The organism is Persicobacter psychrovividus (genome assembly GCF_036492425.1).
GTDB classification, from domain to species: Bacteria; Bacteroidota; Bacteroidia; order Cytophagales; family Cyclobacteriaceae; genus Persicobacter; species Persicobacter psychrovividus.
Genome location: NZ_AP025292.1, coordinates 607,615 through 629,481 on the forward strand (window position 1 = coordinate 607,615; position 21,867 = coordinate 629,481).

Consider the following 21,867-nt stretch of genomic DNA (forward strand, 5'->3'; position numbering starts at 1 on the left):
TGTAATCAGCTAAAAAAAGCTATCAGACTTAATTCTGATAGCTTTTTTTTATTTCATAATTTTCTGTTTCCCAGCTTTTGGTATAGATGTCAATGGTTTTATCTACGCCGAAGGTATAGATGATGTCCTTGAAGCGCATGATTTCTTCAATTTCGCACATGGACATCGGCCTTTCATATTCACGATTCAACAGGGACAATAACGGGTACAGTCCTTTTTCTGATAAACAGAGGACTTTCTCGCGAAAATTGTGTCTGAAAAGTTCTTGTATTGTTCTCATCGTAAACGTTTGAAATCAAGGTACAATAAAAATGACTTTAATTAAAATATCAAGTGATTTTATTGAATTATTTTAGTTATTATGGCGGGTGCTCCCGTTTTCCTGATGTGCTTTTTGATCTGAATTAAATCATCGAAAAGAGGCTTAAGTAGCACAGCTGATCTGGTTTTAATTCAACAAAAGCGGTCTTTGAAATCAATATAATAGGTCTGATATAACTATTTGGGTTAATTAAATGAATTTAACTGTTATGTGAATGTTGCGTGTGGCCTATTTTACGTTTAAATATGATTATTGAGTGTAAAATAACGAAGGTAGTTCGGATTATACAAATAGTTACGTGTGATAAATTCGACTAAAAATCAGCTTAATCTAAATGCTGAAAGGTAATATATTGACAGATAATAAATTAGATCTTCGATTTAATGTTTTTTTAATATAAATATAATTACCATAAACGGTTGATAGTTATTGTCTTGTCGAAATTGTCAAATCCGAAACTTGTAATAAGATGTTGAGTTTCTAAATGCTTTCCGCTTCGTTGAGATTTTTAAGGTGGGCAGCTGGTTTTGCAACACGGACATTGGTGTATGAATAGGTAAATCCTTTAGATATAATTGAATGAGTGAATTATTTGAGGGTTTTTACTTGATTTTTGTACGACATTTTATTTGCTATTTTTTTATGATCGATATATATAATCGTGATTTTTAATTTGCATTTTATTTGCGTTAAATTTTCGTGAATAAATTATTGTAAAAATTTTGTTTAAACCTCACCTTCTTTATGTATTTGCAATATTTTTTAGCCTTGTCATATATAATAATTCAAGTATTTAGATAAGTATAAATATCGATTCGGTAATTATTAAGAATTGCTCTATTGTTAATGAAAGTGGTGTTTGATGACGTTAAATGCAATTTTTTAGTAGTTTTTATATCGATGTGATAAAATGTTGGAACTTGATCTAAAGTTTGTTATCCGTATTTTGTACTGCGGTAGGTCTTTTGAATAGAATATTCTATTGTGTAGTTTTGTTTATCAGAAATAAAAAATATACTCAATCTATATTTAATCATTGACTGCTGTTTTTATGAAAAAATTAATGCTTTTTGTATTGGTGTTTGTTGCTTCCTTGAACGTTTTTGCTCAAGAGAGGATCATCACTGGTACGGTAACCTCGGAGGATGGGAATGAAGCTATTCCTGGTGTAAATGTCCTGCTAAAAGGAAAGGCTACAGGAACAATTACTGATATTAATGGTCAGTATTCCATTAATGCCGCCTCACCAAAAGACGTACTGGTGTTTTCTTTTATCGGTTTAGCGACTGAAGAAGTGAAAGTGGGTTCACAAACGACCATCAATATGACCATGACTGCCGATATTCAGCAGCTGGAAGAGGTGATGGTAGTGGCTTACGGTACGGCGAAGAAAAGCCAGTTTACTGGTTCAGCCAAAGCGATCAAAGCGGAGGCTATTATCGCTCGTCAGTCTTCGGATGTAACAAACTCCCTTGCTGGTCAGTTGTCTGGTGTTCAGATTCAGAGCAGTAACGGGCAGCCAGGTGAGTCTGCGAAAATTCGTATTCGTGGGGTAGGATCCATGGCCTCCAGTAACGAGCCTTTAATTGTATTGGATGGTATTCCTTATGATGGAGATTTGTCGAGTATTAACCCGCAGGATATTGCCTCTTTAACGGTGTTGAAAGATGCAGCATCCAATGCATTGTACGGTGCGCGTGGTGCCAATGGAGTGATCATGATCACGACTAAAAAAGGGAAGAATGGCAAGGCGCAAATTATGGTGGACGCAAAAATAGGGGTGAACAACCGTGCGGTTCCAAATTACGATGTCATGACTGATCCGGCGCAGTACTACGAGACTTTTTATAAAACACTATATAATGCACAAATTAGTGGTGGGGCAACGCCAGCCGAGGCGCACCAGAGCGCAAGTGCAAATTTGTTTGATGATACCGATGGTGGTTTGGGTTATCAGGTGTATACCGTACCCAACGGCGAAGATTTCATCGGAATGGATGGGAAACTGAACCCACATGCGACTTTGGGGTATTCAGACGGAAATAATTACTTCCAGCCAGACAGTTGGGAAAAAGAGGGTTTCAGATCCAATGCTGTACGTCGCGAGTACAATATGAGTATTGCTGGTGCTGCCAAAGATCAGATGAACTTTTATTTGTCTTTGGGATATTTGAATGATGAAGGGATTGCTCCCGGTTCAGGATTTGAGCGTTATACTGGTCGTATCAAAGCGGATTACCAAGCCAAAAAATGGGTGAAGTTTAGTGCCAATATTGGCTTGACACACTACGATAAAGCATCTCCAAGCTCGCAAACAGACAATAGCAGTTCGGGTAACTTGTTTTATGTGGCCAATATGATGGCACCGATTTATCCATTATATGTGAGAAACACCGACCAGTCGATTGCTAAAGATAAATACGGTTATACGGTTTATGATTTCGGTGATGGAAGTGCGGTGAATGCCAAACGTCCATTCATGAGTATGTCGAATCCAGCTTCTATGATGGAGCTTGATGACAGGCGCTTTGTCGGAGACGGAATTAACGCCCGTGGTTCTGCGCAGTTCACCATTACTGAAGACTTGAATTTCTCTGCCAATTTTGGTGCGGATGTCAATAATGAGCGCAGCCACTACCTATATAATGCTTTTTATGGCCAGTATGCAGAGCAAGGTGGCTTGGTAACGGTATCGAACCGTCGCCGATTTGGGGTTACTCAGCAATACCTATTGAATTACTCAAAATCTTTCGGTTTGCACAACCTGGAGTTTTTGGCAGGTTATGAGCAGTACGCTTATAAATACCAATACTTGAATGGTTCTAAAACGCGTCTTTTTGATCCTCATGTTCCTGAATTGGATAATGGAATTTTGGAGCCACAATCTTATTCGAATACCGATACTTATGCTACCGCAGGTTACCTGTCGCGTATACAGTACGATTACGATGGTAAATATTTTGCCTCAGTTTCCTACCGCCGTGATGCTTCCTCTCGTTTTGCTCCTAAAAATAGATGGGGTAATTTTTACAGCGCAGGTATGGGTTGGTTGTTGACCAAAGAGGATTTTATGGCCAACCTTCCTTGGGTGGATATGCTGAAATTCAAAGCCAGCTATGGGCAGCAGGGGAATGATAAACTTTTGGATCGACAAGGGTACAACAACTACTATCCGTTCGAGGATCAGTATCAGGTGATTGACAACGGTGGTGATTTTGCTACCACATTGACCTATAAAGGAAATCCAGATATTACCTGGGAGACTTCGCACAGTTTCAATACAGGTTTTGATTTTGACCTTTTCGATGGCAAGCTTGGTGGTACATTTGAGTACTTCTCGCGGATTACTTCTGATATGCTGTATTATCAGCCTGTTTCTCCTTCTTTGGGTTATTCTTTCTATCCCGTTAACATTGGGTCGATGCAAAATCACGGTTTGGAACTTGACCTGACGGCATCAATTTTGAAAACCAGTAAAGTTGACTGGGATTTCAACTTCAACGCAACACACCTTCAGAACAAAATCCTGAAGCTGGAAGAAAGCCTTGGCGGCTCTTATATCGATGGAAGTTATATTTACGAAGAGGGCAGGTCGCAGTACAGAATGTACATTCGTGAATATGCTGGTGTTGATCACGAAACGGGAAAAGCACTTTGGTACAAAGATGAGCAAGCCGCTGATGGGAGTATAGCACGTACAACTACTGATGTTTGGTCTTCTGCAACGCAATACGGAACGGAAGACATGTTGCCAAAAGTATATGGTGGTTTCGGAACAACCGTTCGCGCCTTTAACTTCGACTTCACGGCTGGTTTTGCTTATCAGTTAGGAGGTAAAATTTACGACTCGAGTTACCGTGCTTTAATGCATGTTGGGCGTTCAAACAATGCTGGAACAAACTTCCATAAAGATATCCTTAATGCATGGACACCAGAAAATAAATCCTCGAATATCCCGCGTCTGAATAATTCAGATTTGGATGTCAATAGTAGTTCTACACGATTCCTTGTAAGCTCAGATTACCTGAGTGTCGCCAACCTTTCGTTGGGTTACACTTTCCCTAAAAAAATCACGGATAAGATGGGCTTGACTTTCTTGCGCGCCTATGTGGTGGCGGATAATGTAGCGATGTGGACAGCTCGCAAAGGGCTTGATCCCCGTCAGAGCTTTACTTCTTCAGGGTCATTTAGATATTCTCCGATCCGTTCTGTATCAGGTGGTGTAACCGTTAAATTTTAATTGAAAATGAAAAAATCTGTTTTAATAGCATTACTGGGATTGGCCACCGCTTCTTGTGTGGATTTGGATGTAAAACCTCAGGGAGGAATTGTAACGGCTGAAAGAAAAGAGGAGCTTATTCAGGCGAACCCAGAACTGCTAAAGTCAAGTATTGCGGGTTTGGCAGCGAACCTGATTAACTATAACACGCTTGACCTTTCAAGCAGCCGACATTACGATTATGGGTATGCGGCCATTTGCCAGATGTCCGATCAGTCAGGGCAGGATATGGTAACAGACAATAACGGTTACAACTGGTTTAGTGGAAATGCCGATTTTACCAACAGAGAGTTTACCTCTTATGAGAATGAGTTGATCTGGAAGCTGTTTTATAACCATATTAAAATGGCCAATGATATCATTGAACTGATTGATCCCGCCACCGAGGATGAAGTATTCAAAGGGTATTTGGGGCAAGCCAAGTCGGCAAGAGCTTTTGCTTACCTGAATTTGGTGCAATTTTTCCAGTTGAGCTATGACGGTCACCAGGATGCGCCAGCAGTGCCAATTGTAAGCGAGCAAACCACCTTTGAAGAAGCGAAGAATAATCCTCGGGCAACGGTTAAAGAAGTGTATGAGTTCATTAAAAGTGATCTGGATCAGGCGATCGTGTTGTTGGAGGATTTTACAACTGAGGATAAATCTGCCATGAGCCTCAATGCCACCTATGGCTTGCGCGCCCGTACCAACCTGCTGATGCATAATTACCCGCAGGCGGCTACTGATGCCGAAAAAGCGATGGAGGGAACGAGCCCATATACCCGTGAGGATTTATTGGTGGCTGCAGCTAATTTTGTTGATGCAGCGGATAAAAATGTTATTTTGGCCAACGTGATTACGCTTACAAACCGTGTGGTAACCAGTGGGATTATCAACTGGCCATCTCACCTGAGTTCCATGACAGGCTATGGTTATACCACGGCGGTGCAGAACTTCAGAAGGGTCAATAAGGCGTTTTTTGATCAAATACCGACGACTGATGTCCGTAAAGGGTGGTGGGTTGATGAAAACCTGCAATCGCCGATTACCGACGGTGTAATGGTGGGCGGAGAGCCGATCGCTGAGGCTTTTGCTTATGTGCCTTATACTAATGTAAAGTTTGGAGCATATACTAAAGTGCCAGGAAATAAAACCAATGCATCGGACTGGATTGTGATGCGGACAGAAGAGATGATCTTGATTCGTGCGGAAGCATTGGCCATGGAAGGTAAGGTGAGTGTTGCAAAGCAGGTTTTGGAAGATTTTATACAGACTTACCGCGATAGCACTTTCACTTCCAAAGCAACGGATGCCACTCAGTTGGTAGATGAAATTTATTTTCAGCGCCGTTTAGAATTGTGGGGTGAAGGTTTTGGGCTGAAGGATATTCTTCGATTGAAAAAGCCAGTAGTACGTGTAGATGAGGCGACCAAGGAGAGTAGCTACCCTACCGCATTTAGAATTAACCTGGAAAAAGAAGATCCGATATTGTTGTTCCGTGTTCCTCAGGCTGAGATTAACGCGAATAATGGTATTTCTGAGTCAGAGAATAACACACCTGTTCCAGCACCTTCGCCAATGTTGGCGGAATAAAAGTAAAATTACAAATACAATATTTGCGTAATATCAAACAATATTTCAGTAGTTAAGAATATTTTATTTTTAGCGATTGAATTGATTGACTGATATAACTGTATGGCTACCTGCAATAAAGCGGGTAGCCATTTTTTTGGGCTGATTATTTTCGTGGATTTATATGTTTTTTTGGTTTGGTAATAAACAGTGGTGCTCTTGAATTTTTGTCTTTAAAGTAATTTTGGTCATCAAAATGTTATAACTGACCAAATGATCGAATTGTATTTTAGTTGCTTTATTTATGCTTTTTGTAATTTTGGCCAATAATGGAAAGTGTTCAATATTGACATCTTCTTTAATTGGTTTTTAATGTAGACGGCGTATTTGGTCGCGTTTTTAAAAGCTATTTAATGATATTCGATTAGAGGTATGTTGGCTTTTGTGTCTTTTTTTTACATCTATCTTGTGTTATTTTAATTTTTGTGGAAAAAGTTTAAACTTTTATTTATTGTGATTTTTCTAATAAAACATGGGAGTCAGTGCCATAATTTAATTCACTCATTTGATTTGATATTTTCATTCTGCCCCTTTTTGAGCCGCTTAAATTTTACAAATATTCAAAAATTGGTAGTAAATTCTGTTTTTTCGACTGAAATCAGAATGATTTGGAGGTAATTTTCATCTTTTTGTTTATCCAATAATATGTCGATCTGATGGTCGGGTTATAATTTGTTAAGTCTAATTGATCAATTGCGTAAGAATAAAATATTGTATTTATTTGTGTGGTATTCGGATATTTAATGCACTATAAAAAATACATTCTTTAATCTTATATTAATCAATCTATGAAGAGAGCAATACTTCTCTCCTTGATGCTACTTTTTACAGCCTTTACTGTATTTGCACAAGGGAAAGTGGTTTCTGGAACAGTAACCGCTGAAGAGTCAGGGGAGCCAATCCCTGGCGTAAACGTTTTGATCAAGGGTACCGCTTCTGGTACGATCACGGACATCGACGGAAATTACAGCATCAATGCATCCGGCAATGATGTGATCATTTTTACCTTTATCGGTTTAGCGACTGAAGAAGTAAAAGTTGGAACACAAACCAATATCAATATGACCATGACTGCTGATATTAAGCAGTTGGAGGATGTAGTGATCGTTGGTTATACCAAAGTCGATCAGGCAACAACAGTACCTGTAATCGCAAATGTGAAAGAAATTGTAACACCTAACGTCGCACAAGCCTTAACAGGTAAGTCAACTGGTGTCGCTATTCAGGCTTCAACAGGTCAGCCAGGTGCGAAAACCAACGTTCGTATCCGTGGTATTGGATCGATCACGGGTAATTCTAACCCATTGTATGTTATCGATGGTATCATCATGGACTCTGACGAGGTAATCACAGCAAATCAGCAAGCTGAGCGTGATCCATTGGCGAACATCAACCCTACTGATATTGAGGATATCCGTATCCTGAAAGATGCCGCAGCTACAGCACTTTATGGTGCGCGTGCATCAAATGGTGTAATTGTAATTACAACTAAAAAAGGTAAAGCAGGAAAAACAAACTTCACTGCTTCGATTTCTGAAGGTGCGACTTCTCGCTACCAGGGGAATTTCAAAATGATGGATAGCCCAACATTCTCTAAGTTCCACGGTGAGGATTTTGACCCAGCAACAGGTGTAAACACTAACTGGGGTGACTTGGCTTTCCAAACAGGTCGTACTTCAGATTACCAAGTTTCTGCTTCAGGTGGAAATGAAAAAACACGCTACTATGCTTCTGGTGGTTACTTCAACCAGGAAGGTATTTTGGTAGGTTCAAACTTTGAGCGTTATTCAGGTCGTTTGTCTGTAGACAACCAGGTTTCTGATCGCATGAAAGTTTCTTTCGGTGTTGATTTGTCGAAATCTATTCAGTCAGATGCATCAGATGGTAACTTGTATTCTTCTCCACTATTAGGATCTTACCTTCAGGCGCCATTAATCGATCCTTATGATGCAGATGGTAACGCTTACGATGTATTGCCTACAGGTCCTTGGACAGCAATCCGTGCCAACTTCATCAGTGATGTTGATAAAAACTACCGTAAAACAGAGTCTTTGTGGGGTGGTGTTTCTGGTAAATTGGATTACCAACTGATGGAAGGATTGTCTTTCCGTTCAACAAACGCTTATCGTTTTGAGAACATGAGAAAAGATAATTTCTCTTCTCCTACTTCTTATGACGGAGCGGATGCAGTTGCACCAGGTAATTTGGCAATCTATCAAGGTTACAGTGGAACATTCACAACAACTAACCTTTTCAACTACGAAACAACCATCGACAAACATAACATTACTGCTTTGGCAGGTACAGAGTACCAGCAATCAAATCAGGACTGGAATTATATGTATGGTGCTGGTTTTCCTGAGCCTATTAACAATATCGGTTCTGCAACACAGCAGTTCTCTTTGGATGGCCGTGGAACAGCTTACCGTTTCTTCTCTTTCCTTTCTCAGGTAACTTATAACTTCGATGATCGCTATTTTGCTTCGGTATCTTACCGTCGTGATGGTTCATCTCGTTTCGGTTCTTCAAATCAGTTTGGTGATTTCTACTCTATTGGTGGTAGCTGGAAAGTGTCTAACGAATCATTCTGGAATTCAAATGTTTTTGAAGACTTGAAACTACGTGCTTCTTATGGTACAACAGGTAACGCCGGTATCGGTAACTTCAACTCAATCGGTATGTACCGATATGCAATTTACAATGGTCGCCCTGCGGCTTACCACTCACAAATCGCAAACCCAGATTTGACTTGGGAGGTAAAACATAAATCCAATATTGGTTTTGATGTTCGTGTAGCAAAACGTGTAACGGTGAACTTCGATGCTTACCATGAAAACTCTACAGACCTATTGTTGGATGTGCCATTGGCAGGTGAGACAGGTTTCAACTCTGTAACCATGAACGCTGGTTCGATGGTCAACAAAGGGGTTGAATTGAATATCTCTTCGGATAATATCGATCAGGGAGACTTCACTTGGTCTACTGACTTTAACATCTCTTTCAACCACAACGAAGTAACATCAATGAATGGTATTGAGCCAATCCGTTCTTCATTTAACACGATCGAAGAAGGAAAAGCGATGTACACTTTCTATATGCCAGAGTGGATGGGTGCAGAGCCTAATTCTGGTGCAGCAGCTTGGTATGTAAACAAAGATGTTGCAGATGCTGACAGAACAGAGAATATGTTCGAAGCTGCTAACGGTAAGTTGGCAACAACAAATTACAGTGAAGCTGCTCGTATAGATGGCGGAAGCGCATTGCCAGTATGGGTAGGTGGTTTGACTAACCGCTTTACTTACAGAGGATTTGATGCTTCATTCTTGTTCACCTTCTCTGGAGGAAACTACATCTACAACGGTACACGCCGATTCATCGATTCTGATGGTATTTATCCTTACAACCAAATGGCTGCAGCGACGGAAGATCGTTGGGAAGCTCCTGGCGACAACGCAAGCCGTCCAGCTTACGGATCATTGGGTAACCAGCACTCTACACGTTATGTGGAGAAAGGTGATTACATCCAATTGAGAAACATCACTTTGGGGTACACACTTCCAAACGAATTTGTATCACAAATCGGTCTTTCAAAAGTTCGTGTATTTGTTTCTGGTCAGAACTTGTGGATGGGAACAAATTACTCAGGCTACACTCCTACAACAGTTGATTACGACGGTTACAACTTCTTCGAATATCCAGAAGGCCGTGTGTTCACTGGAGGTTTGACAGTTAGCTTTTAATTCTGCTTGATTAAATTTAGGAAACAATGAATTTTAATAAATTAATGATCGGAGGCCTTTTAGTGGCTTCCGTATTCGGAACAGGATGTAGTTTGGAGGTAAAGCCAGATTACGCTTTAGGAATCGAGGATGCAAACGCTTTTCCTCAGGATCAGCTTAATGGTGCGATGAACCGTATGTACCGGGTTGCATACTACGGTCGTAACGCTTATATCTTCGGAGATATCGGTACTGACAACATCGTGGAGGGAGCCAACAACTCAGGGCGATTTATCTTTGAGTCGCAGATGGCAAAGTTTGAAGCTATGAGTAACTCAGTAGGTTCAGATGAAACAAACCTTTACGATCACATCTACGAGGTGGTTAATAACGCCAACCGTGTAATTATCAATGACAAGGCGACAGCAGATCAGATCGGTCAAGCTTACTTCTTGCGTGCATTGGCGACTTTTGATGCCGTGAAGTTCTTTGATAAAGTGCCATTGGTTTTGAGCCCAGTAATGAGTATCACCGATGCGGTAAACTTCAAGCCAGAGAATGATGAGGTAACTAAAATCTATGCTCAGGTATTGATGGACCTTAAAATGGCGCAGGAGTCAATCACTAATACGAGTGTGAATGCACCAACAGCAAATGCCGCTTATGCGTTGGCATCTCGTGTGTTGTTGTATATCGCTACTGAGGTAGATGATTTTTCTAAAATTGAAGGCGTAAGCTCACAAAAAGAAGCATATGAAATGGCGATTGCTGCCGCTGATGCAGTATCTGGCGTTGAGTTATTGACTGCAAAAGATTATGCTGATTACTTCTACACACAAGGAAAATCTTCTTTGGAGACTATTTTCGAGATTGCTGTAGTAGAATCTCAGAGCCGTGGGTCTGATAACTTCGGTAACATTTACTACTTGGATAAAACAGGAGCCGGTTATGGTGCTTACACTGCAAACCCTGAGTTTGTAAAAATGCATTCCGATGAGGATGTTCGTAAATCGATGTTCGTAACGGTAGAAGAAGAAAAGCCAGGCTTTCAGTATGTGTACAAGTTTGCACAGAGTGACGGTGTAACAGGTTTGCATGCTCCGAAAATTTTGCGTTACTCAGAAGTGTTATTGAACAAGGCGGAAGCCTTGGCCGCTTTGGGACGTGGAAACGATGCAGCGAGCATTATCGACCAGATTCGTGCAGCTCGTTATACTTCTAATGCACCAGCAGTAGATGTAGCCAACATCGTTGAAGAAGTATTCATGGAGCGTCGTAAGGAATTGGCTTACGAAGGACATTATATGTTCGACTTGCGTCGTCATAATAAAGGTGTACAGTTGGTGCGCTTAGCAGACAACAAGGGAGGAAGCGATGAGGTCGAAGACTTCAATGAGTTTGTTCCAGCGGGAGATATCCAGTTCTGGTTCCCAATCCCTCAGCGTTCAATGCAAGCCAATACTTCTTTGCTTCAGCCAAAATACCCTAATCAATAATTAGGATTCAATATCAAGAATTTAAAGCCACTCCATTCCGGAGTGGCTTTTTTGCGTTCTATCCGTTTTGTTCGCTGCCGGCCAAAATGGACGGTTAATACCGACATGTACCTAATCTGATTTGTTTAAAAGAATAGGCACAGGGGAAGAAAAAGCAGAATGACTGTAATGTGGTGGAAATAACCATCAATTGATCATTGCGATATTTTTAAAAAATAGGGGGTTTTAGGTGTGAGTATTGCATCTGTTTTAATGCGGTTTGGCATATATTGATCCTATTTCGTCATTTTTTTGAAGTGTTTAATTTTTTTTAAATCTGCTTTAAATTAGAATAGTACAAAATCAAATCATGATTATTACTGATAATTGTCATAAGGCTTATTTTGTTAATGTAGTGTTAATGTGGGAAATAGTGAAAATCAGTAATATTTTTATCTATTTGATTTTCAGTCTATTGTGGTTGGGTTGTTGGGGGCGTGAACCATATTTTTACTGTTGGTAGAGGTGAGTTTGTAATTTGATTGTTTGTGCTTAAATCAAGTGAAATGCTGAAAAAAAGTCAATTTATGTAATGAAAACGGGTTAAGGTATAATAAAATTTTGTTTAAGGTAGTTGTGGTAAAATAAAATATTGTCTTAAATTTGAATGAAACAAAATTTAAAATCTACTCAGAAACTCACTGAGTAGAGAAGTAATTTTACCCAATCTTAACCATTATTATGAAAAGAGCTTTACTGATGGCTTTTGCTCTTCTGTTGACAGTTTCAACAGTTTTTGCACAAGGCCGAGTAGTAACCGGAACGGTTACTGCTGAAGAGAATGGAGATCCAGTACCAGGTGTAAACGTCCTGATCAAAGGGCAAGGTACAGGTACCGTAACTGATATTGACGGTAAGTATTCCATTAATGTAGATCAACCAAAGGCAGTACTTGTATTTACTTTTATTGGTTTGGCTACAGAAGAAATTGTCGTAGGAAGCCAATCTACGATTAACATGACCATGACGGCGGATATCAAGCAGTTGACTGAAGTTGTTGTAACAGCACTTGGTATTACCAGAGAGAAAGCATCTCTTGGTTATGCAGTTCAGGAAGTAGGGTCAAAAGATTTGACTGCAGGACAATCAGTAAACGCTATGGCAGGTTTGTCTGGTAAGGTTGCTGGTGTTCAGATTTCTGGCGGTACAGGTAACATGGGTGGTTCGCAGCGTGTATTGATTCGTGGTGCTAACTCCGTTACAGGTAACAACCAACCATTGTATGTGATTGATGGTGTGCCGATTGATAACTCTGACTTTAACTCTACGAATGCAGCGCGTGGTGCAGGTGGATATGACTACGGTGGGATGGCGAATGATATCAACCCTGAGGATATCGAGTCGATGAACGTATTGAAAGGCCCATCGGCAGCGGCACTTTACGGTTCTCGTGCAGCCAATGGTGTAATCATGATTACAACTAAAAAAGGAACAAGAAAGCAAGGTATCGGTGTATCGGTAAATTCTTCTGTAACTTTTGAGAAAGTAAACAGAATCCAAAAATTACAGCGTTCATACGGTGGTGGTCTTGGAGACTTTACAGAGCAGGACGGTAACTTGATTCCTCTTTATAGAATGGATGAGTCTTGGGGACCAAAATACGATGGCCAAATGAATGTTGTTCATTGGGATGGTATTGATGATGCAAATGGTTATAAAGTCATTGAAACTCGTGAGTGGAAAGCTCCAGACAATGATGTAGTTGACTTCTTTGAAACAGGTGTGGCATTGTCTAACAGTGTAGCATTGAACGGTGCGAATGATAAAGGTCGTTTCCGTTTGTCGTACACCAACTTGACATCTAACGGTTATATGCCAAATTCTGAATTGAAGAAAAATTCATTCAACTTTTCAGGAGATTACAAATTGCATAAGCGATTGACTGCTAATTCAAATGTTTCTTTCGTTCGTACTGAAGCTTTGGGACGTCCAGGTACAGGTTACGATGGCGGAAACGTAATGCAGCAGTTCGGTCAGTGGGGTCAGCGTCAGTTGGATATGAAGCGTTTGTCAAACTATAAAAATGCTGATGGTAGCCAAAGAACTTGGAACCGTATTGCATTTGATAACCCTAACCCTCAGTATTCTGATAACCCTTACTGGACTCGTTACGAGAACTACCAGAATGATGAGCGTGACCGTTTGTTCGGTAACTTCGGATTGAACTATGAAGTAATTGACGGATTGAACGTAAGTGGTAAAGTTTATTATGACGGTTATACTTTCCGTGCATATGAGCGTACTGCAGTAGGTTCACAAGCGCAATCATACTTTGGTGAAACTGTTCGTGTTCGTTCAGAAATGAACTTTGAAGGTATGGCGAACTACACGAAGCAAATCAACGATGATTTCAACCTTAGCGCAATGTTAGGTGTAAATAAGCGTGTTGAGAATTACCGTCGTAATACAATGGAGACTTCAGGTGGTTTGGTATTGCCAGGCTTGTATTCTGTAGATAACTCTGTAGACGCTCCTGTTGTATCTGCTTTCTCTTCTAACAAGATTGTTACTTCCGTATTTGGTAATGTTTCTTTGGGCTACAAAAGCATGTTGTATTTGGATGCAACGGCTCGTAACGACTGGTCTTCAACACTTCCTGAAGCGAATAACTCTTACTTCTACCCATCTGTAACGGGGTCGTTTGTTGTTTCTGAATTGCCATCAATCCAAGATATCTCAGGAATCAACTTCTTGAAAGCACGTGTTGGTTGGGCGAAAGTAGGTAACGATACTGATCCTTACCAATTGAGAGAAGTTTATACCAACATCGATAACTCTGGTCCTGACTACTCTATCCCTAATACTTACCTTGAGCCAAACTTGAAGCCTGAGTCTACTTACTCTTGGGAAGTTGGTTTGGAAGGTAGCTTCCTTGATAATCGCTTGACTTTCGATGTTACTTATTATGACATGAAAACAGTTGATCAGATTGTATCAGCAGCAGTATCAGGTTCAACAGGTTACTACTACCAAAAGATGAATGCTGGTGAGATGACCAACAAAGGTATTGAGTTTGTTTTAGGTGGTGATATCGTTCGTTCTGATAATGGATTTAACTGGAATGCTTCTGTAAACTTCGCAAGAAACAGAAACAAATTGGTGAAATTGGATGACGAAGAAAAGTTGAAAAACTACCGTATTGCAAATGCACCATTCTTGGTATCTGTAAACGCAAAAGTAGGTGAGGCTTACGGAGCAATCATGGGTACTGATTTCATCTATGACGATCAAGGACGTAAAGTAGTAGATGCTACAGGTCGTTACTTGCAAACTCGCGAAGCTCAAGTTTTGGGTACTGTTATGCCAGATTTCAACTTAGGTTTCAGAAATGCTTTCTCTTACAAAGGATTTGATGCTTCGGTATTGATCGATGTTCAGCAAGGTGGTAGCTACTGGTCAACTTCAAACATGTGGGGTATGTACTCAGGTATGATTGAAGCAACTACTGTTAACGGTATGCGTGAGGATGGCCTTGTATTGCCTAACACCGTAACGGGTACAGTAACTTATGATGAAGAAGGTAACTACACTGTTACTGACGTGAAAGAAAATGAGACGAACATCTCAGCTTACAGATATGGTACTGACCATTACTCAAGAGCAGATGCACAAAACATCTTTGACGCTTCTTACATGAAGTTGAGAGAGGTAACCATCGGTTACTCTTTGCCAAAATCATTGATCGGTCCTTTCCAGAAAGTTCGTGTAGGTGCATTCGGTCGTAACCTTGCGATCTGGGGATTGGATAATGAAAACTTCGATCCAGAAACTGCAGTAACTTCTTCTGGTAATATTCAAGGTATTGAAGGTGGTGCTTTGCCATCAACTGCAACCTTCGGATTCAATGTTTCTGCAAACTTCTAATTCTTAAAGTGACTCCAAATGAAATTATTTAATAAAATAGTATTAGGCGTAGGTGTCTTAGGCACCTTGGCCACAGGTTGTACTCAAGGATTTGAGGAAGCCAACACTAATAATAACGCCCCTGAGGTTGTACCAACTTATTCATTGATGTACGGTGGAACACGTGCGATTGTAGATGAGTTGCGTGATGAGTGGATGTTCTCTGGTAGAGGTGTAAACTCTTGGGTACAATATTGGGCACAGCGTAACTATACGGAAGAAGATCGTTTCCAGTACAGAGAGAACAATAACAACAGTTCATGGAAGCGTATTTATACTTCTTTGAATGACATTCAGCGTGTGATTGAGATTGCTCAAGATCCAGAATTGTCAGGAAGTTATGCGCTTGCTTATGGTGATCCTGATAACCAGGCAGCTGCAGCCATGATCCTTAAAGCTTGGACTTTCCAAATTTTGGCGGATTCTTACGGTGCGGTTCCTTACCATACTACAGGTGCTGAAAATGCCGATTTTCAGGCGTTGAACATTGCAATGTACCCTGCTCCAAAATATGTTTCAGCTGAAGAAATCTACCCAGATTTACTGAATGAGTTGAAAGCGGCAGCAGAGATGATCGATACTTCTAAGCCAGTATTTACTGAAAGAGATTACATCTTCGGTGGTAATGCAGAAGCTTGGAAACGTTTCGCAAACTCTTTGCGTGTTCGTGTAGCTGTTCGTATGAGAGCGAAAGATCAAACATTAGCTGATAAGCATATTACAGAAGCGGTTGCTTCTGGTGTGATGGAAAGTAATGATCACACTGCTGCTTATACTTATGACGCTTTTGCGTTGAAAGGTGCTCCAAAATACGGTGCCTTCTTCGTATCTAACCGTACTGACTTTGCGGTAGCAAATTCATTTGTTGATTTGTTGAAAGGATTGGATGTTAAGCCTGATGGCACAACACCAATGAACAACCCATTTGCAGGTCTTGTAGATCCTCGCCTTCAGAAATTTGCTTCTCCTGTAGGAACAACTACTGAAGCGATCAAAGCAGGTATCGTTCCTGAGCTTGACGATTTGTCTAAGTATGTAGGTCAGCCTTACGGTTTGGATAACGGTATCGCATCAGAAGTAAGCCCATTTACCTCTTTGCCAAGCCAAGGAGTATTGAAAGTTGATTTTTCTGAGGTGCTTATGGAGTATGCTGAACTTTGTTTCTTACTTTCTGAAGTAAACAACTGGGATCAGATGTACTACGAAAAAGGTGTACGCGCTTCGATGGAACGTTGGGGTGTTGAGGAAACTAAAATTGATGCATATGTGGCAGCATTGCCTGCAGCAAGCATGGAAACAGTATTGACTCAAAAGTATATCGCATTGTACCTTCAGCCAGCAGAAGCTTGGGCTGAATACCGCAGAACAGGTTACCCAATGACAATCATTATGCCTGGTGATGTAACATACGTAAATGAGGATGGCGAATCATTTGAGTTTGAGCCTCTTGTGCCAGATTTAACTGAAATGCCTGCACGTTTGAACTTCTCTCAAGAAGAATTCTTGTTGAACGAAGACGGATACAAAGCGGGTGTTAGTGTATTGGGTGGTAACAGCCTTGATACTAAAGTTTGGTGGATGCCTTGATAATCAAAGTGCATATTACCATTAAATAAATCATTGAAAGCCATCGCATAAATTGCGATGGCTTTTCTTTTTGGTGCACGTCCGTAGTGGGGAGGAGTAGTGCCAACCACATAATAGAAAGCAATACTGTAGATGGTGCAGGTAGGTGGGGAAGTTAATCGTCTTACCGAGGAAGGTGCACTTGTGAAGGAGATTCTCTTTCACTAGCCATCAACTCGATTGCTTTCAATTGATACATGTGCATTGTATGAATTCAAATATACACTTAGGTTAAAATGGGTTTATTGAAAATAATTTAAATCTTATTTTTATATTCAATTATCACTCAACCTTAACCACTATGAATAAAGTTTTATGCCTTGCCGTGGCGATATTTTTTGCGGTGTCTACTGTTTTTGCTCAAAAGCAAGAGGTATCAGGAATAGTTACCTCTAAAGAAAATGGTGATCCGTTGGCAGGTGTGAATGTCTTGCTCAAAAACCAATCGCTTTCTACCATTACAGATATCGATGGCCGTTTTTCAATGCATATTTCTGAGCCAAATGCTATTCTTGTCTTTTCTTTCGAGGGCTTCTTTACTGAGGAAGTGACTGTAGGAAGTCAATCTGAGGTTAATGTAAATATGACTGCTGATCTTATACAGTTAAAAAGTGAGGTAAGCACTGCTTTAGATATTACAAGGGAAAAATCCTCTTTGGGGTATGCGACTCAGGAAATCTCATCGAGTGATTTAACCATTGCTCAATCAACGAATGTATTGGCCGCTGTTTCTGGGAAAGTTGCAGGAGTACAGGTCTCAGGCTCGACGGGAAATATGGCAGGTTCTTATCGACTTTTGGTACGTGGGGTCAACTCCATTTTGGGTAATAATCAGCCACTATTTGTAGTGGATGGCGTGCCGCTAAACAATAATTCCTATAATGCGGAGGATATCAGCCGTGGAGGCGGTGGTTATGATTATGGAAATATGGCACAGGACATTAATCCCGAGGATGTTGAGTCGCTGAATGTGTTGAAAGGACCAGCTGCAACCGCCCTTTATGGGGTTCGAGGAGCAAATGGGGTGATAATCATTTCAACAAAATCAGGCAAGAGAGATAAAAAAGGTATCGGTGTTTCGGTCAATTCTTCAGTGATATTTGAAAAGGTGAATATGATGCCCAAGCTTCAACGACTGTATGGTGGAGGGAATGGATTCACGGCTACAAATATTGGAGGAACTGATTACTTGATGCCTGATTATGACTATGGTTGGTCTTGGGGACCTGCTTATGATGGGCAACAGGTTGTTTTGTGGAACAATATTGAGGACTCACCCATCAGGGGTTCCAAGATTACGGGGACGTCAGAATGGAAAGCTCCTGAGAATGATGTCTCCTCTTTTTTTGAAACAGGGGTAACGTTCAACAATACAGTGGCTTTCTTTTGGTTATACTTTACCCAACTCAGTCATTGGGCCTTTTGAGCGTATCCGATTAGGCTTTTTTGGTCGTAACCTCGGCATTTGGGGGGTGGATAAAGATGGTTTTGACCCTGAGACGGTAGTTACTGACATTGGAAATATTCAGGGATTGGGAGGTGGTGCACTGCCTTCTGTGGCTACTTTCGGATTCAATGTGAAGGCTAACCTGTAGCAGGTGGTCTTAATCCCCAAACCTATCCCTCCTCTTCATTTCTTACATTCATAATTTTCAGCCTGTTGCTTAGGGGTAAACTAAAGCTTGAATACACCTCATCAATAGCGTGGTTTAAACTACTTATTTTGAAAGGTAACCCCCTTGGCAATCTAATTTTTGATAAAAAAAACTCAAAACTTCACATCTGATATTCCGTAAAATCATCCATACGTAAAAAGTATGAATTGGCTGTGTAAAGGAAAGGTGTTGAAGAGCCAAAACCAATTGAGTGGCCTGCCACTCAAAATAATTGCCCAACACTTAACCTATATACATGAAGCGAATTCTTCTCTTTCTTTTCCTGTGCAGTATTTTTTCCCTGAATGCACAAGCGCAACAGCTTGTCAAAGGTAAAATTACGGCCTCCGACAATGGCGAACCCCTCCCAGGGGTGAATGTGGTCATCAAAGGAACCTCGGTGGGTTCTGTAACTGATGCCAACGGTAACTACAGCCTTTCAGTGCCCAATTTAGATGCCACGCTGGTATTTTCATTTATAGGGCTGATCGCCCAGGAGATTCCTTTGGCTGGTCGGTCTGAGCTTGATCTTGAGATGGAGGCGGACTTCAAAGAGCTCGAGGAAGTGGTTGTTACGGGCTATACGGAGATCAATAAAAAACGCCTTTCAGGTTCTATTTCCACCATGGAGGCCTCCGATATTGAAGGGGTTCCTGTTCCTTCTTTTGATCAGGTATTGCAGGGGAAAGCCGCCGGTTTGTATGTCAATGCGAGTTCCGGGCAGCCGGGGTCCTCGGCGACGGTGCGTATCCGTGGTAATGGTTCGATTCTGGGTGGAAACACCCCGCTTTTTATCCTCGATGGGGTACCGATCGAGGCGAACGAGTTTGCAGCCCTGAATGCCAATGATTTTGAGTCGGTGAGTGTTTTGAAAGACGCTTCCTCCACCTCCCTTTATGGTTCTCGTGGGGCCAATGGGGTGATTGTCATTACTTCCAAGAAAGGTAAAGTAGGCAAGACGAAGTTCAATTATTCTGGTCAGTTTGGGGTGTCCCGAATTGGAGACTGGAAATATGAAATGATGAATACAGATCAGCGGCTTGAATATGAGCGGTTGATTCAGAATGGCCCTGGCTGGGATTATGCCGCAGAAAACCCAGAGCGTCCTGCTGGGGCACAGGCTTCCCTCGACAGCCTTCGTCAGTATAATACCAACTGGCTGGATGTGGTAACGCGTCAGGGATTTACCCAACAGCATCAGTTGAGTGCGCAGGGCGGAAAAGGGCAGACAAGGTTTTTTATCTCTGGTGGTTATCTCGAGCAGCAAGGGGTCGGTATTGGCTCTTCTCTGGAGCGGATTACCGGACGGATGAACCTTTCGCATGAGGCTTCGGAAAAGCTGCGTTTCAATGTGGTTACTTCAGTGGGGTATGGGATGTCGAACACCCTGCCTTCGGAGTCTTTGAGCGTGGCCAACCCCTTTGCCTCTACCCTGAATATGCCTTATCAGCCACCATTGGATGCGGACGGCAACTATACTTATGGTCCACTGGATGCCAACCCGCTGGAGTGGCAGGAAAAAGCCAACTTTGAAGATGGACAGCTGAAGACCAACCTGACCTTCGATGTCGCTTATGATTTTTATCCGGGTTTTTCTTTTCAATCCAAAATTGGTATTGACTACCGCACCACAAAATCAACATCTTTTATAGATCCCAATTCCCGCCCTGGTGAGAGTTCCCGAGGTGGTGAGGGGTCTTATGGGGTATCGGAAAGCAAATATTTCAAATACATCTGGGGAAATAATGTGACTTATGCCAAGACGATAGACCGTCATGATTTTTCCGTAGGGCTTTATTCTGAATTTATTTCCAAGAAACAAAATTCATTCGGTTATACGGGCTATGGGCTGAATCCCAACTTACCCAACACTCCCGCTGCCATTACTCCCGGCAATGGCGGAAACGGCTTCATCCCTTCCGTAGGTGGGGGGATGACAGAAAATGCTTTGCTGTCCTATTTTATGATCGGAAATTATACCTATAATAACCGTTACAATTTCATTGCAAGTATCCGTCGGGATGGTTCCTCCAAATTTGGGGAAAATAACCGCTGGGCAACCTTGTGGTCGGTCGGCTCCTCATGGAATATTTCCGAAGAGGCGTTTTATGGCCTGACGGTGATCAATGACCTGAAGTTAAAAGCCTCCTACGGCTCATCGGGTAACCAGGATGATACCGATGCTTCCGTGGGGGATTTTCAGCGGGCACAGACCTTCTCGGCGGCAAGTTCCTATGGGGGCGTCAGTGGTATTTACCCTTCGGCCATCGGAAACCGCGATTTAAAATGGGAAATTTCAAGGCAGCTGAATGTGGGTTTTGATTTTGGGATGTTTAAAGACCGACTGAGTGGCTCTCTGGAATTTTACAACAACGTAACCTCAGACCTTTTCCTGGATCAAAAACTCTCAGCGACCTCAGGCTTTACCAATGTTCGGAAGAATGCCGGAAAGATGCGTAACCGAGGATTTGAAATCACGCTGAACACGACCAGCGTTGTGGCAGGAGATTTTCAGTGGTTCACGAGCCTGAATTATGCCTATAACGACAATGAAATTTTGGACCTGGGGCAGGTGTCGGAATTTGAAAACGGAACATCCCTCGTTCGGGTAGGCTATCCACTCGGCTCGCATTATGTGGTCGGCTGGGCAGGGGTGAACCCCGCCAATGGGCAGCCGTTGTACCTCGACAGCTTCGGGCAGCCCACACCAGTTTACAATTCAAATAATGCCACTTCCGACTGGGGTACTTCCAACCCGCCACACGTAGGGGGAATCACCAATAATCTCAGTTTTAAGGGCATCGAACTATCGTTTTTCTTCAATTATCAACTGGGCCACTCTTTATATAATAACCAGTCTTTCTTCATCGAAAACCACAATGTGCCTTACAACCAGTCCACGGTAATGCTCGAGATGTGGCAGGAACCAGGCGATCTGACCAATATCCCTTCTCCCCGCTACCAACGGCAGTTCAACTCTGTGGATGTGGAGGATGCTTCCTTCCTCCGCTTGCGTAATGTAACGCTGGGTTATCGCTTTCCGCAGGAATTGGTATCGAAAGCAAAGCTGTCGAGTGTCCGCATGTTTATTCAGGGGCAGAACTTGGCCACCTGGACCCGCTTCACAGGATTTGATCCAGAGATCGGAAACAATATCGCACAGTTTCAGTACCCGACACCGCAGATTTACACCCTCGGTATTGATGTAGGATTTTAA

The 21,867-nt window shown here is 41.7% G+C and carries 10 protein-coding genes; 9 read left to right on the forward strand and 1 reads right to left on the reverse strand.

Annotation, left to right across the window (positions count from 1 at the left end; translation table 11 throughout):
• Nucleotides 1-28: 28 nt before the first annotated feature.
• Nucleotides 29-280, reverse strand: coding sequence for a hypothetical protein (locus tag AABK40_RS02685; RefSeq protein WP_332920798.1), 252 nt, complete (start codon nucleotides 278-280; stop codon nucleotides 29-31).
• 1,093 nt (nucleotides 281-1,373) lie between these two features.
• Here AABK40_RS02685 and AABK40_RS02690 point away from each other — a divergent pair.
• From AABK40_RS02690 to AABK40_RS02730, 9 genes are all read left to right on the forward strand, one after another.
• Complete coding sequence (locus AABK40_RS02690; protein ID WP_338397573.1) at nucleotides 1,374-4,562, forward strand: SusC/RagA family TonB-linked outer membrane protein; 3,189 nt, start codon at nucleotides 1,374-1,376, stop codon at nucleotides 4,560-4,562.
• A gap of 6 nt (nucleotides 4,563-4,568) precedes the next feature.
• Nucleotides 4,569-6,173 carry a RagB/SusD family nutrient uptake outer membrane protein gene (locus AABK40_RS02695; protein WP_338397574.1) on the forward strand — a complete coding sequence of 535 codons (1,605 nt, stop codon included), beginning with the start codon at nucleotides 4,569-4,571 and terminating at the stop codon, nucleotides 6,171-6,173.
• 827 nt (nucleotides 6,174-7,000) lie between these two features.
• Nucleotides 7,001-9,952: a SusC/RagA family TonB-linked outer membrane protein gene (locus AABK40_RS02700; RefSeq protein WP_338397575.1), complete on the forward strand. Its 2,952-nt coding sequence runs from the start codon at nucleotides 7,001-7,003 to the stop codon at nucleotides 9,950-9,952.
• 26 nt (nucleotides 9,953-9,978) lie between these two features.
• Nucleotides 9,979-11,427: a RagB/SusD family nutrient uptake outer membrane protein gene (locus AABK40_RS02705; RefSeq protein WP_338397576.1), complete on the forward strand. Its 1,449-nt coding sequence runs from the start codon at nucleotides 9,979-9,981 to the stop codon at nucleotides 11,425-11,427.
• Between the two features lie 720 nt (nucleotides 11,428-12,147).
• On the forward strand, nucleotides 12,148-15,330 hold the full coding sequence (locus AABK40_RS02710) for a SusC/RagA family TonB-linked outer membrane protein (RefSeq protein ID WP_332920793.1): 3,183 nt from the start codon (nucleotides 12,148-12,150) through the stop codon (nucleotides 15,328-15,330).
• An 18-nt stretch (nucleotides 15,331-15,348) separates the two neighbouring features.
• Nucleotides 15,349-16,956 (forward strand): SusD/RagB family nutrient-binding outer membrane lipoprotein, encoded by a 1,608-nt coding sequence (locus AABK40_RS02715; RefSeq protein WP_332920792.1) that lies wholly within the window; start codon nucleotides 15,349-15,351, stop codon nucleotides 16,954-16,956.
• 340 nt (nucleotides 16,957-17,296) lie between these two features.
• Nucleotides 17,297-18,421: a TonB-dependent receptor plug domain-containing protein gene (locus tag AABK40_RS02720; protein WP_338397577.1), complete on the forward strand. Its 1,125-nt coding sequence runs from the start codon at nucleotides 17,297-17,299 to the stop codon at nucleotides 18,419-18,421.
• 46 nt (nucleotides 18,422-18,467) lie between these two features.
• Nucleotides 18,468-18,590, forward strand: coding sequence for a hypothetical protein (locus AABK40_RS02725; protein WP_338397578.1), 123 nt, complete (start codon nucleotides 18,468-18,470; stop codon nucleotides 18,588-18,590).
• Between the two features lie 316 nt (nucleotides 18,591-18,906).
• A complete protein-coding gene (locus tag AABK40_RS02730; protein WP_338397579.1) occupies nucleotides 18,907-21,867 on the forward strand; it encodes a SusC/RagA family TonB-linked outer membrane protein in 2,961 nt (986 codons plus the stop codon).

Bases quoted from the DNA above. Each gene is read 5' to 3' on its own strand.
- AABK40_RS02685 (WP_332920798.1), bottom strand. From the start codon at position 280: ATGAGAACAATACAAGAACTTTTCAGACACAATTTTCGCGAGAAAGTC.
- AABK40_RS02690 (WP_338397573.1), top strand. From the start codon at position 1,374: ATGAAAAAATTAATGCTTTTTGTATTGGTGTTTGTTGCTTCCTTGAAC.
- AABK40_RS02695 (WP_338397574.1), top strand. From the start codon at position 4,569: ATGAAAAAATCTGTTTTAATAGCATTACTGGGATTGGCCACCGCTTCT.
- AABK40_RS02700 (WP_338397575.1), top strand. From the start codon at position 7,001: ATGAAGAGAGCAATACTTCTCTCCTTGATGCTACTTTTTACAGCCTTT.
- AABK40_RS02705 (WP_338397576.1), top strand. From the start codon at position 9,979: ATGAATTTTAATAAATTAATGATCGGAGGCCTTTTAGTGGCTTCCGTA.
- AABK40_RS02710 (WP_332920793.1), top strand. From the start codon at position 12,148: ATGAAAAGAGCTTTACTGATGGCTTTTGCTCTTCTGTTGACAGTTTCA.
- AABK40_RS02715 (WP_332920792.1), top strand. From the start codon at position 15,349: ATGAAATTATTTAATAAAATAGTATTAGGCGTAGGTGTCTTAGGCACC.
- AABK40_RS02720 (WP_338397577.1), top strand. From the start codon at position 17,297: ATGAATAAAGTTTTATGCCTTGCCGTGGCGATATTTTTTGCGGTGTCT.
- AABK40_RS02730 (WP_338397579.1), top strand. From the start codon at position 18,907: ATGAAGCGAATTCTTCTCTTTCTTTTCCTGTGCAGTATTTTTTCCCTG.